Here is a 15,290-nt window from a genome sequence, read left to right as displayed (position 1 = left end):
CTTGAATTCTTCAGGAATGTTCCGTCTGCTCATTGCTCACCTCAGTTGGAGAATTATCCCCTTTAGAGGTGTCCACAGTCATTGAACCACTACAGTGCCGCCCCGCACAGGGGCAACGCTAATAGACCACTAACAATGCAAGGAAAGGCCAACGCCCTAAGAACACGGACAATGCCGCCGCCAAAGGCAAAAAACTACGCCGCCATTACAGCCCTCTTCCTCTCAGCCCGCTGCATAAAATAGTTCCCCAAAACAACCCCAACAGTAACAACAGCAATAAACAACGTAGCCAACGCATTCATCTCCGGATTCAACCCAAGCCGAACACGAGAAAAAACAACCAGCGGCAACGTCGTCGACCCAGGCCCCGACAAAAACGCCGACAAAACCAGATCGTCGATAGACAACGTAAACGACAACAACCACCCAGAAATAAGCGCCTGCGAAATCAACGGCAACGTAATGAAGAAAAACACCTTCAGCGGCGTAGCCCCAAGATCCAGCGCAGCTTCCTCAAGCGAAGGATTCAACTCCTTCACCCGCGACTGCACGATGATGGCCACATACGAAATACACAACATCACGTGCCCGATCCAGATCGTGAAAATACCGCGCCCGGCGGGCCACCCCAACCACTTGGCCATTTCGATGAACAGCAGCAGCAGCGAGATCCCCTGAATCACCTCGGGAATCACCAGCGGCGCATTGATCATCCCAGTGTAAAGGGTAAAGCCACGAAACCGCCCCATCCGGGCCAAAACAAACCCGGCCCACGTTCCAATAATCACCGAAGCAAACGCCGTCAGCAACGCCACGCGCAAAGATAACCACGCAGCCGCGATCAACTCGCTGTCCTGCAACAACGCCGCATACCAGCGCGTCGAAAACCGTGTCCACACCGTGACCAGTTGCGATTCGTTGAACGAATACACAACCAGACTCACGATCGGAACGTAGAGGAACAGAAAACCGATCCCCAAAGCAATGATCTGCAAAATTCGGTTCGGCTTCATCAGCGCCTTTCCTCCACCGCCTTCGCCTGCGCGTACTGGAAAAACGCCATCGGCACCAATAACAACAACACCATCGCGCACGTCACGGCAGACGCCATCGGCCAATCGGCATTGTCGAAAAACTCATTCCACATCACGCGGCCAATCATCAGCGTGTTCGCGCCGCCCAGCAATTCCGGAATCACGTACTCGCCCACCGCTGGAATAAATACCAGCAAACACCCGGCAATAATGCCGTTCTTCGACAGCGGCAAGGTGATCTGCCAGAACGCCCGCCACGGCTTCGCGCCCAGGTCGTAGGCGGCTTCCAGCAAGGTCATGTCCATCTTCACCAGGTGCGCGTACAGCGGCATCACGAGGAACGGCAGGTACGAATACACCATGCCGATATAAACCGCGGTGTTCGTGTGATACAACTCGATCGGCGTATGGATCAGCCCGGTCGACATCAGAAAGTTGTTCAGCAAACCGTTGTTCTTCAGGATCCCGATCCATGCATATACGCGAATCAGAAACGACGTCCAGAACGGCAGCATCACCGCCATCATCAGCAGATTGCGACTCGCCGGATTCGATCGGGCAATGTAATACGCCATCGGATAACCGATCAGCAAACACAGCAACGTGGAGATCGCCGCGACCACCACCGAATTCACATAGGTCGCGAAATAGAGGCTGTCGGTCAGCAGAAACGCATAGTGCGACAGGTCCAGCGCGACGTGAACCACCCCATCGGTGTACTTGGCGAGTTCGGTATAAGGCGGGATGCCAAGCTGCAAATCGGCAAAGCTGATCTTCACGACCAGCAGGAACGGCACGAGGAAAAACAGCAGCAACCAGATGAACGGGCCGGCCACCACCGCGGTGCGGGCAGTCAGATTGAAACGGCGCACCGGCCACGACGCGAAAGAACTGATCGAGCGCTTCATGACGTCAACACCACGCCGGCCGATGCGCTCCAGCGCACATACACCTCGTCGCCCCAGGTGGGCGGATCGATCTCGGTCAAGGCAAGGCTCGTCACGTTGGCGATCACCGTTTTGCCGGCGTCGAGTTTCACGTGGTACAGCGAATAGCCGCCCATGTAGGCGATATTCGTTACCACGCCCTTGCCCCAGTTGTACGCACCCTCAGGCGGTTTGCGCGTGAGCGCGATGCGCTCGGGCCGCACGGAAATCGTCACCGGCATGCCGAGCGGCCCGGTGATGCCATGGCTCACGTAGAGACGGACCGGCAAGTCGGGCGTTTCAATGAACACGTGATCGGGTTCGTCTTCGACGACGTTGCCGTCGAACAGATTGGTCGAACCGATGAACTCGGCCGAAAAACGGCTATTCGGATATTCGTACACTTCGTGCGGTGTGCCGAGCTGGATGATCTCGCCTTCGCTCATCACGGCAAGACGGTCCGCCATCGTCATCGCCTCTTCCTGATCGTGTGTCACCATCATGCAGGTCACGCCGACCTTGTCGAGAATGTTGACCAGTTCGATCTGCGTGCGCTGACGGATCTGCTTGTCGAGCGCGGACATCGGTTCGTCGAGCAGCAGCAGCTTCGGCCGCTTGACGAGCGAGCGCGCGAGCGCCACACGCTGCTGCTGGCCGCCGGAGAGCTGATGTGGTTTGCGCTTCGCAAAACGGCCCATCTGCACGAGATCGAGCGCGGTCTGCACGCGGTCTTTCAGTTCAGACTTCGGCACGCCTTCCTGCTTCAGGCCGAAGGCGACGTTGGCCTCGACCGTCATGTGCGGAAACAGTGCGTATGACTGGAACATCATGTTGACCGGCCGGCGATACGGCGGCAATTGCGCAAGGTCTTCGCCGTCGATCAGGATCTTGCCCGACGTGATCGATTCGAGGCCGGCCAGCATGCGCAACAAGGTCGATTTGCCACAGCCGGAACTGCCAAGCAGCGCGAACAGCTCGCCCTTTTTCACCGACAGGTTGACCCCTTTGACCGCGGCGGTCTCGCCGAACTTCTTCACGATGTCGACGATCTGGACGAAATTCTCTGCTGCACTGCCTGCTGCGGCGTTCATGCCCGGGGACGGCACGGCGGCCCCTGCCATCGCGCCCGACTGGTCACTACTCATCACAATGCTTTACTCCGGCGTTTGACGAACAAAGCCCCCGGTGGACACCGAGGGCTTCTTGATGATACTTACGCGTTCACTCTGGCTGCGAATCAGCGGCCGGACTTGAATTCAGTCCACAGCCGCGTTTGCAGACGCTGGATTTCCGGCGGCAGCGGCTTAAGCAGGAACAACGTCTTGATGGCTTCAGGCGAGGGGTACACGGCCGGATCGTTCGCCACGTCCTTGTCCACATACTTGCGCGCTTCGAGGTTGGCGCTCGGATAGTAGACGGCGTTGGTGATCGCGGCGTGAACCTGCGGCGTTTCGATGTAGTTGATCCACTCGAGCGCGGCTTCCTTGTTCTTTGCGTCCTTCGGAATCGCCATCACGTCGAACCACACCGGGGCGCCGCCCTTCGGAATGAAGTACTCGATCTTGTAGGCCTTCTTCGCCTCGACCGCGCGATGCTTGGCGATCACGACGTCGCCCGACCAGCCGTACGCGAAGCACACGTCGCCGCCAACCAGGTCATTGATGTAGCCCGACGAGTTGAACTGCGTGATGTACGGGCGGATCTTCTTCATCATCTCGAGCGCGGCGCGGTAGTCGGCCGGGTTCGTGCTCATCGGGTCTTTGCCGATGTAGTGCAGCGCGGCGGCGAACATCTGGTCCGGCGCGTCGAGCACGGACACGCCGCAGGCCTTCAGCTTCGAGATGTTTTCCGGCTTGAAGAGGACGTCCCAGCTGTCGAGCGGCACGTTCTTGCCGAGGATCTGCTGCGCCTTGGTCACGTTGTAGCCGAGGCCGGTCGTGCCGTATGCCCAGGGTACCGTGTACTTGTTGCCCGGATCGGCGCCGGCCACGAGGGCCATCAGCGAGGGATCGAGGTACTTCAGGTTCGGCAGCTTCGATTTGTCGAGCGGCGCGAAGATGCCCGCGGCGATCTGCTTGCCGGCGTAGTTGCTGGTCGGCACGACGATGTCGTAACCCGAACTGCCGGTGAGGAGCTTGGCTTGCAGCGTGTCGTCGCTGTCGTAGTTGTCGTATTTGACCTGGACGCCGGACTGCTTGGTGAAGTTCGGAATGGTGTCCTTGGCGATGTAATCGGACCAGTTATACACGTTGAGCTGCGTGTCTTTCGCAGCAGCCGTCAACCACGGTGTCGCGCACAGAACCAGTGCCGCCACTTGTCCCACTACCCGTCTTTTCATCCCGTTCTCCGATCCTGACCGGCCCGACCCGGCTGTCTTCAACCACGCCGCGGCACACCGCACGCGGCTCCCCTGAAAAATCCGAAAACTACCATTAATTGTTGCGCGCACCAAAAAAAATGCAGGGCTGTCGCGCAAACGGTACAGCGTAAGCCGCGCCGCTACAAAATGGGCGCAATTTTAGCGGGTTATCGGCGCGTGTCTACCCGAAAAAAACACCAGTGGCGGCCCCGGTGTTATCTCGTTGTCAACTTGCGCCGACCGCACCCCACCGGGTTCGCATCAAGGCGGCAGCCAGAGGCCGCTTTCCCTGAATCTTATGCCTTACAGCTAACCTCGATGCGAGCGTAAGCCACCCGTCGCGCCACGGTGCACAATAGCGCAGAGGGACTTGTAGACGGTGCGGGGCAAACCACGCGGGCGCACCTTGGCCCCTTGGCCTCACTGCGTCGCGTGCCGGGTTCGCCGCGGGCACGTCACTTGCGCATGGGGGCAGTCTTAAACTTCCAAGCGTCGATGAACACGAATCCGTCCGCGTTGCGACCTAACCGCCGCCGGCGTCTGCCGGACGACGGGCCGGCACGCCCCGCGCACTGGTTTTCGTTCGTCGGCGCGGGAGCCCTGATCGCGGTCGGCTATATCGATCCGGGCAACTGGGCGACGGCGCTCGCCGCCGGCGCGGGCTACGGCTACCGGCTGCTGAGCATGGTGCTGCTGGCGAGCCTGATGGCGATACTGCTGCAGTGGCTGTCGTCACGCCTCGGCGTCGTGACCGGGCGCGATCTCGCGCAGATCTGCCGCGAGCGCTCGAGCCGCCGCGTCACGCTGTTCCTGTGGCTGACCAGCGAGGTCGCGATCATCGCGTGCGACGTCGCCGAGGTGGTCGGCAGCGCCGTCGCGTTGCAATTGCTACTGGGCGTGTCGCTGACGGTCGGCGTGCTGATGTCGGCGGTTTGCACCTTCGCACTGCTGGCGCTCCAGCAGGCAGGCGGCCGCCGGCTCGAGGGGGTGATCGCGGCGCTGATCGGCTTTGTCGGCCTGTGCTTCGTCGTCGAACTGGCGCTGGCGCGGCCCGACTGGCACGCCGCGCTGGCCGGCACCGCGCCGAGCCTCGACCTGCTGCGCAACGTGGGCATGGTATGGCTGGCGGCGGGCATCGTCGGCGCGACGGTGATGCCGCATAACCTGTATCTGCACTCCGCGCTCGTGAAGCACCACGCGCCGGAAGGCAGCGACGCCCAGATCAAGGCCGCATTGCAGGTCGTGAATCTGGACACCTTCGCCTCGCTGTCGTTTGCCTTCGTCATCAACGCGGCGTTGCTGATCGTAGCGGCGGCGGTGTTCTATGCGAGCGGCCATCGCGACGTTACCGATCTCGCCGATGCACACCGGCTGATCGCCCCGCTCCTCGGCACGCACTGGGCCGGCATTCTGTTCGCGGCGGCGCTGCTCGCGTGCGGCCTGAGCGCGACTGTCACGGGCACGCTGGCCGGTCAGGCGGTGATGGAGGGTTTTCTGCGTCTGCGGTTGCCGCGCTGGAAGCGCGCGCTGCTCACCCGGGCGCTGGCGATCGGACCTGCCCTCCTCGCGGTCGCGCTGTTCGGCCAGCACGGCTCCAATCAACTGCTGGTGGCAAGCCAGGTGGTGCTGAGCCTGCAACTACCGCTCGCGGTCGTGCCGCTGATCCGCTACACGTCGGACCCCAGCCTGATGCACGGCTGGCACGTGCGCGGCGTGGCACTCGTGCTGGCCTGGCTGTCGGCGGCGTTCATCGTCGTGCTCAACAGCGCGTTGTTGTGGCAGTTGGCGTTCGGCGGATAAGACAGGCTTGTTTGATCTATCGGTTAACATAGCGGAACTTCGCTTCTCCGCCCCAAGGTTTCCGATGGCTTCGAATCTCCACGATCTTCCCGACAGCCCGTGCATCGGTGTCTGTTCCACGCTTTTCGACGAGGTCTGCAAAGGCTGCGGCCGCACCGCCACCGAAGTATCCAACTGGGTGTTCCTGAGCGACGAGGAAAAACGCGCGGTGTGGGTACGCATCGAGCAGGACGGCACCGCGATGCGTTTCAAGAACGACAAGCTGTAGCCTCCCGCGCGCCGTGGCCACCCGCATCGGCCCTCTTGCCGGAAAACCCGTCTCCCGACTGGGATCGCGATTGCAATAAAAAACGCCGGACATTCCGGCGTTTTTGCGTGACGAGCGGAGCTTCTCGCGCGTGGCGATCAGAACCGCATACCGACACCCAAACCGACCACCACCGGGTCGATATTCAACCGGCCGAGCGACTGACCGCCGAGCGTTGCGTCGGTGTGCATCCAGATCTTCTTGATGTCCGCATTGACGAACAGCGACTTGGTCACCTGCACGTCCACACCTGCCTGCAACGCGGGACCGAAGCTATGATTGGTGACCGAAATCGGCTGACCGCCAGCATTCAGGCCGTTGTTATAGAACAACGTGTAGTTCAGACCCGCACCGACGTACGGCCGGATACGCCCCGCGTGGTTGAAGTGATATTGCAGCAGCAGCGTGGGCGGCAACACGTTCACACCACCGAGATTGCCGAGACTCGACGTCAACTGATGGCGCGACGTGCCGAGAATCAGCTCGACGCCGAGGTAGTCGCGGATCATGTAGGTCAGATCCAGCTCCGGCACGATGGCGTTGTTGACGCCCACATTGAGCGCCGACAGCGACTGGTTAGTCTCCACGTTCGGCATGATGCTGATTGCGCGCAGACGCACCAGTACGTCTCCGGCGTGAATGCCGCTCATCTGGTCGTCGCCGGCAGCCTGCGCCGGTGAGGCCAGCGCGCCCGCGCCTAACAGGCACGTCGCGACGAAGGTTGCCTTGATTCTGTTCCTGAGCGAGTGCTTCATGTGCTTCCCCGAGTGTTAGTTTGCGTGCGGGGATTGTCGAAGTTCCTGTCAGGTTTCACGTTGACCCGTATCAACCCAGCGAGAACGCCCAACGACCTGCGACAGCGGGTCGCGTCGCGCCGGTCAGGAGCAGTTCGATCAGGTCGTGGACGCTGCGGATGGCCGTGCCGAACGGCAAGGCTTCGCGGCCGCGAAAGAACAGACCGTTGGCCACGTCGCCGCGCAATGCCGCGGCGAGTCGCGTGTCGATGCAGAAGTGGCCGAACTTCTCGACACCGTCGCGCCAGCCACACACGCTGAGGCATTCGAGCGCGGTCGGGCAGACGTGTTTGAGCGCGCCGACCTTCGCGCGGATTTTCGTTTCGTGGCGCAGATAGCGCATCAGCCATGGTGTTTTCACGGCGCGCGCGGGCAGCCCCGTCACGCTGACGAATTCGACGATGTCGTCGGGCGTCGCTTCGGCCAGTACGCGTTTGAAGTTCGGATGCGCGTCGCCTTCTTCGGTCACGGCGAACGGTGTGCCGAGCTGCACGCCGCTGGCACCGGCGCTCAGCAGTTCGCGCACAGCTTCGTGACTATTGATGCCGCCCGCGACGATCAAGGGCACGTCCTGGCGACGCAAACCAAGCGACGTGAATACCGCATCGAGTTCCTCAAGCACACGCAGGAATTCGAAGCGCGGGTCGTGCAGGTCGGCGAGATTGTTCACGCCAAGATGGCCGCCTGCGTGGGCCGGATGTTCGATCACGACGGCGTCAGGCAGACGGCCCTTTTTCATCCACTTCTTCAGCACCAGGGCGACACCGCGGCTATCCGACAGAATGGGAATCAGCGCGATGTCGTGGCCCTGGGTCATGTCCGGCAAATCGAGCGGTAAGCCAGCGCCCATGACAATTGCATCGGCGCCGCTTTCGCAGGCAACGCGCACGTAATCCGCCTGCGCGTTGACCGCTTTCATCACGTTGACGGCGATCATGCCGCGGCCTTCGCTGAGTGCCTTGGCGGCGTGGATTTCACGCGCCAGCGCGGTGAGGTTCGCCTGTTCAAGCGTAGCCCGGTCGGGAGATTGCCGGCAGCGTTCGATCAGATCGTGATGATGATGGCGCAGGTCGATGCTGGCGATGGTGCCGAGTGCGCCTTCGCGGGCGACGCTGCCGGCCAGCCGGTGGGCCGAGATGCCGACGCCCATGCCGCCTTGCACGATCGGAAGCAGCGAGTGGCCGCGGATAACGAGTGGTGGGAAAGAGTGAGAGGTGTGCATTGACGACCCGATGGGTGGACTATCGAAGCGGTGATAATCGATCGTCGGGCGCGGCGTGCGTTGCTTTGGGTCAATGAGGCTGTTTGCTGGTTTGGTTTTGAGAGCGGTTGGTTGACGTTGGTCACTTCACGGTGAGATTTCTAGTCCTTCTGTCGTGACGCTTGCGGGTCCGCGAATCCGTGGGCCCGCCGCGTACAGACAAACTGGAATCGGTGCGCAAGACGCCCACCATGAAAAAAGCCCGCTTCGAAGAAGCGGGCTTTTTCTTGCACTACACCGTGAAGCAGAAAGCGTTTACTGCACGCCCTGGCTCGTCAGGAACTCTTCATAGTTGCCGCCGAAGTCGTTCAGCGTGCCGTTGGTCTTCACTTCGATGATCCGGTTCGCAAGACCGCTCACGAACTCACGGTCGTGCGACACGAAAATCAGCGTGCCTTCGTACTTGTCGAGCGCGATCTGCAGCGATTCGATCGACTCCATGTCCATGTGGTTGGTCGGCTCGTCCATCAGCAGCACATTGTGACGGCCCAGCATCAACTTGCCCCAGATCATGCGGCCCTTCTCACCACCGGAGAGCACCTTGACCGACTTGCGGATGTCGTCGGCATTGAACAGCAAACGGCCGAGCGTGCCACGCACCATCTGCTCGTCGTCGCCTTCCTGGCGGTAGCCGTCGATCCAGTCCATCAGCGTGACGTCGGTCGGAAACTCTTCATACGTATCCTGCGGCATGTAACCGACGTTCGCGTTTTCAGCCCACTTCACCGTGCCGTGTTCCAGCGCGAGCTTGCCGAGCAGCGAGCGCAGCAGCGTGGTCTTACCCGCGCCGTTCTCGCCGATGATCGCGATACGCTCGCCCGGCTGCACGCTGATGCTGAAATCGTTGAATATCTGACGCTCGTACTTCTTCGAGATCTTGTCGGCCACCACCGCGATGTTATGCAGCTTCTTCTCGTACTCGAAGCGGATGAACGGATTCTGCCGCGAAGACGGCTTGAATTCCTCGATCTTGATCTTGTCGATCATCTTCAGACGGCTGGTGGCCTGACGCGCCTTCGACTTGTTCGCCGAGAAGCGGCGCACGAAGTCCTGCAGGTCGGCGACGCGTTCCTTCGCCTTGGCGTTGGCGTTCTGCTGACGCTCGCGTGCCTGCGTGCTGGCCAGCATGTAGTCGTCGTAGTTGCCCGGATAGACCTTCAGCGTGCCGAAGTCCATGTCGGCCATGTGCGTGCAGACCTGGTTCAAAAAGTGACGATCGTGCGAGATGATGATCATCGTCGAGTTGTACTGGTTGAGCACGTCTTCCAGCCAACGGATCGAGTTGATGTCCAGGTTGTTGGTCGGTTCGTCCAGCAGCAGCACGTCCGGCTTCGAGAACAGCGCCTGCGCGAGCAGTACGCGCAGTTTCCAGCCCGGCGCGACGTTGCTCATCGGGCCATTGTGGTCTTCGATCGCGATGCCGATGCCGAGCAGCAGCTCGCCCGCGCGCGCCTCGGCGGTGTAGCCGTCGTACTCGGCGAACTTCGCTTCGAGTTCGGCGGCATGCATGTAGTCGTCGTCAGTCGCGTCGGGGTTCGCGTAGATCGCGTCGCGCTCGGTCATCGCGGCCCACATTTCGGCGTGACCCATCATCACGACGTCGAGCACGCGCACGTCTTCGTACGCGAACTGATCCTGGCGCAGCTTGCCGAGGCGGACGTTCGGTTCGAGCATCACGTTGCCGGAGCTCGGTTCCAGATCGCTACCCAGGATCTTCATGAAGGTGGATTTGCCGCAGCCGTTCGCACCAATCAGGCCATAGCGGTTCCCTCCCCCGAATTTGACCGAGATGTTCTCGAAGAGGGGCTTTGGCCCGAATTGCATGGTGATATTGGCGGTAGACAGCACGGCGCGTCCTTTGAATGTGATATCGGCGAACAACCCAATATTTTAGCAGGTTATCGCGAATTCAACCCACGCAAGCGCCGTGTTCACGCGTTTCGACGCCGCTTTCACCCCCGGTTCGCGCCTCCCCGCCCGCCTTCTAGCCGCCGCGCGGCGTCTGCAAAACGTCGATGAAGGCCGACAGATCGGCCTCGCCCAGCCCCATCGCCGCGCCGAGTCGCAACAGTTGCTGGACCGTCGACGAAACCGGCATCGGCGTGCCCGTCTCGTACGCTGTCGCGGCGACCGTGTCGATGTCCTTCTGGAACGTACGGAATGCGCCGATCGGCGCGAGGCCGCTTTGCGTCATGCGCGGCACGAAAATCTGCAGCAGCACCGAATCGGCCCAGCCGCCGGCGAGGCCTTGCGTCAGTTTGGCGGCGTCGATGCCGCTGCGTTGCGCGAGGCTCACGGCCTCGGCGATCGCCGCCAGGGTCGCGGTGACGATGGTCTGATTGCAAAGCTTGGTGGTCTGCCCCGCTCCGACCTCGCCCATGTGTGTGACGCGGGCCGAATAGGCGTCAAGGAGTGGCGTGACCGCCTCGACGTCTGCCGCGGCGCCGCCCGCCATGATCGCCAGCGTGCCCGCCGTCGCGCCCGCCACGCCGCCGGATACCGGCGCGTCGATCCAGCCGACGCTCGCGGTGCCTGTGCCCGCAGATTCTCGCTCTCGCTCTCGCTCACCCTCGCCCGTAGCAGCAATCGGACCTTCCGCCGCAACGGCCGCCACCGCCGCCGCGCGCTGCGCGAACGCGCGCGTGGCGGCCGGCGGAATGCTTGAGTGATCGACGATCCAACGCACGCGTCTCGGCGCGGCGGCATCCACGCTCAGCAGTCCCTCGGCGCCGAACACCGTTTCTTCAACCGCCGCCGCATCCGCGACGCACAGCAGCACCGCCTCGCACCGCGAGGCCAGTTCGCGCGGCGTATCGACCACCTTGGCCCCGTCCGCCAGCAACGCTTCCGCCTTGGCCCGCGTGCGATTCCAGACATGCACGGTATGCCCCGCGCGCAGCAGATGCCGAATCATCGGCGCGCCCATCAGACCGGGACCGCAAAAACCAATTTCCACTTTCAAGCCTCGTCAGGTTTCAGATTGAGTTGCGCGGACATCATAACGGCCCCTCCCCGCCGCGGCATATCGGGCACGCGATGTGCGGAATGACCCGCTCACGCGCGGGACATGGGGGGACGTCAACGGCGATCCATTGCCTATACTTTTTTTGCACACCAACGAAGGTCAAAGGAGGAAGTTCATGTCAGAACATGTTTACAAACAAATCGAACTGACCGGCTCATCGACCAAATCGATCGACGACGCAATCAGCACCGCGATTACAAAAGCGTCGAAGACGCTGCGCAATCTGCACTGGTTCGAAGTGACGGAAACGCGGGGCCAGATCGAGAACGACAAGGTCGCCTACTGGCAGGTGACCATCAAGGTCGGTCTGCGCATCGACTAGCGCTTCGGCTGAAACAGCTTCAACACATAATCTGAAGCAAAAAAAAGCTGCGTCCGTACTGGACGCAGCGTCTTAAAGCAGCGGTTGCTGAGACCGCCGCCTGGTCGATGGTGATCCCGTCGATCGCGACCCGATCATTCGCGACCCGGTCAATAGTCACGCGATTCGCTCCCGACGACCGCGCGAGCCGGATTACTTCGGCAGCGAACCGTCCACGCCTTCCACATACCAGTTCAGGCGTTGCAGTTCCGGATCGGCCAGCGTCTTGCCTGCCGGCACCTTCACCGCGCCGGACTGATCCTTGATCGGGCCCGTGAACACGTCCCACTTGCCGCCGGCCAGTTCATCGCGCTTCGCCGCCACCTGCTTCTGCGCATCAGCCGGAATCGCCGACGTGTTCAGGTCTTCAAGATTGACAGCCTTCTGCGGAATGCCCCACCACACCGGATCGTTCTTCCACTTGCCGTCCAGCACCTGCTGAATAGCCGCGTTGTAATACACGCCCCAGTGCGCGACCACCGACCCGAGGTGCGCCTCAGGACCGAACTTCTTCATGTCCGAATCCCAACCGAACGCATGCACGTGCTTTTCCGATGCGGTCGCGAGCGTCGCGCTCGAATCCGTGTTCTGCAGCAGCACATCGGCACCCTGCCCGATCAGCGTTTCAGCGGCCTGCTTTTCCTTGCCCGGATCGAACCAGCTATTGATCCAGATGACCTTGGTGTGGATCTTCGGATTCACCGAACGCGCGCCGAGCGTGTACGCGTTGATGTTGCGGATCACTTCAGGAATCGGCACCGATGCAACAAAGCCGAGCGTGTTGGTCTTCGTCACATAGCCGGCAGCGACGCCTGCCAGGTAGGCGCCCTGGTACATGCGCACGTCATAGGTGCCGAAATTCGGCGCTTTCTTGTAGCCGGTTGCGTGCAGGAACACCGTGTCCGGGAAGTCCTTTGCGACCTTCAGTTCGAAGTCCTGGTAGCCGAAGCTCGAACCGATGATGATCTTGTTGCCCTTGTTCGCCAGATCGCGGAACACACGTTCCGAGTCGGCCGATTCCGGCACGTTCTCGATGCGGGTGATCTTGATCTTGTTGCCGAACTTCGCTTCGGCTTCCTTCGAGCCCTGATCGTGCGCGAAAGTCCAGCCGGCGTCGCCCGGATTGCCGAGGTAGACGAACGCGACGCCCGGTGCGTCGGCCGCTTGCGCGGTTTGCACGAGCGGCGCGGCAAGCGCCAGGGAGGCCGCACCCCATGCGAAGGCGGTCAGCAGATTTCTTCTCTTCATGTTTTCTCCTGTCGTGTTTGTCGATTGATTTGAAACGTGTGATCGGTCATATGAAGCGACAAGCGTGTCATCCCGCCGAGAAAAACGGCTTGCCAAGCGACGCCGGTGCATTCAGACGAATCGTGTTCGGGTTGCGCGAAATCAGCACGAGCACGACGACGGTCGCGACGTACGGCAGCATCGCCAGAAATTGCGTCGGCACCGGCACGCCGATGGCCTGAGCGTAAAACTGCAGACCCGTCACGGCCCCGAACAGCAACGCGCCGATCAGCAGACGCCCCGGGCGCCATGTCGCGAACACCACCAGCGCGAGCGCGATCCAGCCGCGGCCCGACGTAAGCTGCTCCTGCCACAAGTGCAGGTTGACGATCGAGTAATAGCCGCCAGCGAGACCCGCCATGCCGCCGCCGAAGGCCACCGCGCCGTAACGCACGCCGACCACCGGAAAGCCGACCGAGTGCGCCACTTGCGGCGATTCGCCGACCGAACGCAGCACGAGGCCCGCACGCGTGCGATACAGGAACCACCAGATCACCGCGAACATCAGGAACGCGAGGTAATCGAGCGGCGTGAGGCTGAAAAGCGCGGGTCCGAGCACCGGAATCTTCGAGAAACCCGGAATGGTCCACGTGTCGATCGTGGCGCGCACCGCGGCCGACGTGTACGGCTTGCCGACATAGGCTGACAGGCCAATGCCGAAGATCGTCAGCGACAGGCCGGTGGCGACCTGGTTAGCAAGCATGGTCAGCGTGAGGAACGCGAACAGCAGTGACATCGCGAGACCCGCGACGATCGCGGCGACCACACCGAGCCACGGGTTGCCCGTAATGGCGGTGACCGCGTAGCCGGTCACCGCGCCCATCAGCATCATGCCTTCAACGCCGAGGTTGAGAACGCCCGACTTCTCGGTGACGAGTTCGCCCGCGCCCGCGAACATCAGCGGGATCGCGGCGGTGACGGCGCTCGAGGTAAGCGCGCTGGCTTGTTGAATATCCATGGAGATCCGCCGGGAAAATCAGTGGGCTTGCGCGGCGGCGGAGCGCCGGCGCACGCGGTAGTTCACGAACAGGTCGGCACCCAGCAGGCAGAACAGCAGCAGCCCCTGGAACACGCCGGAGAGCGCCTGAGGCAATTGCATCGAGGTCTGCACCGCTTCGCCGCCAAGGTACAGCAGCGCCATGAGCAGGCTCGCGAGCACGATACCGACCGGATGCAGCCGTCCCACGAACACGACGATGATCGCGGTGAAGCCGTAGCCCGGCGACCATGTCGCCTGCAACTGGCCGATCGGACCAGCGATCTCGCCCATCCCGGCGAGACCCGCCAGACCGCCGCTGATCAGCAACGACGTCCAGATGGTTTTCTTGTCCGAGAACCCGGCGTAGCGCGCGGCAAGCGGTGCGAGACCGCCGACGTCCATCCGGTAGCCCGCGAAACTCTTGCGCATGAACAGCCACACGCACGGAATCGCGATCAGCGTGATGAACACCGATGCGTTCAGCCGTGTGCCGCGCAGCCATTTCCAGTGCCAGTCGCCGGAAAAGGTTGGGTAAAGCGCGTCGCCGCTGAACATCTCCGAGAGCGGGAAGTTCATGCCCTGCGGATCGCGCCACGGGCCGCTCACCAGATAGATCAGCAACTGCGTGGCCACATACGTGAGCATCAGGCTCACGAGAATCTCGTTGGTGTTGAAGCGGCTTTTCAGGAGCGCGGGAATCGCGGCCCACACCATGCCGCCGAGCACGCCGGCGATCATCATGGTCGGCAGAATCCACCACCCGGTGGCCTGATCGAAATAGATCGCGACGCCGCTGGCGGCAATGCCGCCAAGCAGCATCTGCCCTTCAGCGCCGATGTTCCAGACGTTGGCGCGATAACCGATCGCGAGGCCGAGGCCGATCAGGCACAAGGGCGAAGCCTTCAGCAGCAGTTCGGACCAGCCGTTCACGCTGGAGAGCGGTTCGATGAAAAACGCGTGCATGGCTGCGAGCGGATCACGGCCGACCAGGCTGAAGATCAGGAAGCCGATCACGAGCGTGAGCAACGCGGCGATCAGCGGCACGGCGATCTGCATCGTGCGCGAGGGCGTCGTGCGTGCTTCGAGTCGATACGGAAGAATCATGGGAGCGTGTGCTTATGTGAGTGCTTGTATCTGGTTCTGGTGCTTATGGAGCT

Annotated in this window: 14 protein-coding genes; 3 read left to right on the top strand and 11 right to left on the bottom strand. The window is 61.8% G+C overall.

Annotated features, from left to right (window positions below; translation table 11 throughout):
* Positions 1 to 194: 194 nt before the first annotated feature.
* The 4 genes from P3T25_RS03900 to P3T25_RS03885 all read right to left on the bottom strand — a co-directional run bounded on the left by P3T25_RS03900 (position 195) and on the right by P3T25_RS03885 (position 4,298).
* Positions 195 to 1,013 (bottom strand): ABC transporter permease subunit, encoded by an 819-nt coding sequence (locus P3T25_RS03900; protein WP_154566208.1) that lies wholly within the window; start codon positions 1,011 to 1,013, stop codon positions 195 to 197.
* Positions 1,013 to 1,942 (bottom strand): ABC transporter permease subunit, encoded by a 930-nt coding sequence (locus tag P3T25_RS03895; protein ID WP_429357531.1) that lies wholly within the window; start codon positions 1,940 to 1,942, stop codon positions 1,013 to 1,015. Before P3T25_RS03895 ends, P3T25_RS03900 begins: the two co-directional genes overlap by 1 nt.
* Positions 1,939 to 3,105 carry an ABC transporter ATP-binding protein gene (locus P3T25_RS03890; protein ID WP_429357530.1) on the bottom strand — a complete coding sequence of 389 codons (1,167 nt, stop codon included), beginning with the start codon at positions 3,103 to 3,105 and terminating at the stop codon, positions 1,939 to 1,941. The genes P3T25_RS03895 and P3T25_RS03890 overlap by 4 nt, the downstream gene beginning before the upstream one ends.
* 92 nt (positions 3,106 to 3,197) lie before the next feature.
* Entirely contained in the window at positions 3,198 to 4,298 is a 1,101-nt protein-coding gene (locus P3T25_RS03885; RefSeq protein WP_429357529.1) for a polyamine ABC transporter substrate-binding protein, read from the bottom strand.
* Positions 4,299 to 4,814: 516 nt separating this feature from the next.
* Here P3T25_RS03885 and P3T25_RS03880 point away from each other — a divergent pair.
* On the top strand, positions 4,815 to 6,119 hold the full coding sequence (locus tag P3T25_RS03880; protein ID WP_429357528.1) for an Nramp family divalent metal transporter: 1,305 nt from the start codon (positions 4,815 to 4,817) through the stop codon (positions 6,117 to 6,119).
* A 64-nt stretch (positions 6,120 to 6,183) separates the two neighbouring features.
* Positions 6,184 to 6,387, top strand: coding sequence for a DUF1289 domain-containing protein (locus P3T25_RS03875; protein ID WP_028199276.1), 204 nt, complete (start codon positions 6,184 to 6,186; stop codon positions 6,385 to 6,387).
* A 137-nt stretch (positions 6,388 to 6,524) separates the two neighbouring features.
* On the opposite strand, the gene P3T25_RS03870 is transcribed toward P3T25_RS03875, so the two are convergent.
* The 4 genes from P3T25_RS03870 to P3T25_RS03855 form a co-directional block, all read right to left on the bottom strand.
* Entirely contained in the window at positions 6,525 to 7,181 is a 657-nt protein-coding gene (locus tag P3T25_RS03870; protein WP_171926074.1) for an OmpW/AlkL family protein, read from the bottom strand.
* Between the two features lie 70 nt (positions 7,182 to 7,251).
* On the bottom strand, positions 7,252 to 8,442 hold the full coding sequence (locus P3T25_RS03865) for an NAD(P)H-dependent flavin oxidoreductase (protein ID WP_171926073.1): 1,191 nt from the start codon (positions 8,440 to 8,442) through the stop codon (positions 7,252 to 7,254).
* A 294-nt stretch (positions 8,443 to 8,736) separates the two neighbouring features.
* A complete protein-coding gene (locus P3T25_RS03860; protein WP_171926072.1) occupies positions 8,737 to 10,329 on the bottom strand; it encodes an ABC-F family ATPase in 1,593 nt (530 codons plus the stop codon).
* Positions 10,330 to 10,465: 136 nt separating this feature from the next.
* On the bottom strand, positions 10,466 to 11,437 hold the full coding sequence (locus P3T25_RS03855) for an NAD(P)-dependent oxidoreductase (RefSeq protein WP_171926071.1): 972 nt from the start codon (positions 11,435 to 11,437) through the stop codon (positions 10,466 to 10,468).
* Between the two features lie 184 nt (positions 11,438 to 11,621).
* On the opposite strand from P3T25_RS03855, the gene P3T25_RS03850 reads away from it, so the two are divergent.
* Entirely contained in the window at positions 11,622 to 11,828 is a 207-nt protein-coding gene (locus P3T25_RS03850) for a dodecin (protein WP_074283352.1), read from the top strand.
* Positions 11,829 to 12,020: 192 nt separating this feature from the next.
* Here P3T25_RS03850 and P3T25_RS03845 read toward each other — a convergent pair whose 3' ends face one another.
* The 3 genes from P3T25_RS03845 to P3T25_RS03835 form a co-directional block, all read right to left on the bottom strand.
* Positions 12,021 to 13,115 carry a BMP family ABC transporter substrate-binding protein gene (locus P3T25_RS03845; RefSeq protein WP_154566202.1) on the bottom strand — a complete coding sequence of 365 codons (1,095 nt, stop codon included), beginning with the start codon at positions 13,113 to 13,115 and terminating at the stop codon, positions 12,021 to 12,023.
* Between the two features lie 67 nt (positions 13,116 to 13,182).
* Positions 13,183 to 14,112, bottom strand: a complete 930-nt coding sequence (locus P3T25_RS03840; protein ID WP_154566201.1) for an ABC transporter permease — start codon at positions 14,110 to 14,112, stop codon at positions 13,183 to 13,185.
* Between the two features lie 18 nt (positions 14,113 to 14,130).
* Positions 14,131 to 15,237 (bottom strand): ABC transporter permease, encoded by a 1,107-nt coding sequence (locus P3T25_RS03835; protein WP_429357527.1) that lies wholly within the window; start codon positions 15,235 to 15,237, stop codon positions 14,131 to 14,133.
* Between the last annotated feature and the right edge of the window lie 53 nt (positions 15,238 to 15,290).

The sequence above is a fragment of the Paraburkholderia sp. GAS32 genome (assembly GCF_050434225.1).
Taxonomy (GTDB): Bacteria; Pseudomonadota; Gammaproteobacteria; order Burkholderiales; family Burkholderiaceae; genus Paraburkholderia; species Paraburkholderia madseniana.
Note: the sequence above shows the minus strand (reverse complement) of the source record. Positions and strands in the feature narration are given on the sequence as shown.

Excerpts from the sequence above, each read along its gene's own strand:
- P3T25_RS03890 (WP_429357530.1), bottom strand. The coding sequence starts at position 3,105 with ATGAGTAGTGACCAGTCGGGCGCGATGGCAGGGGCCGCCGTGCCGTCC.
- P3T25_RS03865 (WP_171926073.1), bottom strand. The coding sequence starts at position 8,442 with ATGCACACCTCTCACTCTTTCCCACCACTCGTTATCCGCGGCCACTCG.
- P3T25_RS03880 (WP_429357528.1), top strand. The coding sequence starts at position 4,815 with ATGAACACGAATCCGTCCGCGTTGCGACCTAACCGCCGCCGGCGTCTG.
- P3T25_RS03875 (WP_028199276.1), top strand. The coding sequence starts at position 6,184 with ATGGCTTCGAATCTCCACGATCTTCCCGACAGCCCGTGCATCGGTGTC.
- P3T25_RS03870 (WP_171926074.1), bottom strand. The coding sequence starts at position 7,181 with ATGAAGCACTCGCTCAGGAACAGAATCAAGGCAACCTTCGTCGCGACG.
- P3T25_RS03850 (WP_074283352.1), top strand. The coding sequence starts at position 11,622 with ATGTCAGAACATGTTTACAAACAAATCGAACTGACCGGCTCATCGACC.
- P3T25_RS03900 (WP_154566208.1), bottom strand. The coding sequence starts at position 1,013 with ATGAAGCCGAACCGAATTTTGCAGATCATTGCTTTGGGGATCGGTTTT.
- P3T25_RS03845 (WP_154566202.1), bottom strand. The coding sequence starts at position 13,115 with ATGAAGAGAAGAAATCTGCTGACCGCCTTCGCATGGGGTGCGGCCTCC.
- P3T25_RS03885 (WP_429357529.1), bottom strand. The coding sequence starts at position 4,298 with ATGAAAAGACGGGTAGTGGGACAAGTGGCGGCACTGGTTCTGTGCGCG.
- P3T25_RS03835 (WP_429357527.1), bottom strand. The coding sequence starts at position 15,237 with ATGATTCTTCCGTATCGACTCGAAGCACGCACGACGCCCTCGCGCACG.
- P3T25_RS03895 (WP_429357531.1), bottom strand. The coding sequence starts at position 1,942 with ATGAAGCGCTCGATCAGTTCTTTCGCGTCGTGGCCGGTGCGCCGTTTC.
- P3T25_RS03840 (WP_154566201.1), bottom strand. The coding sequence starts at position 14,112 with ATGGATATTCAACAAGCCAGCGCGCTTACCTCGAGCGCCGTCACCGCC.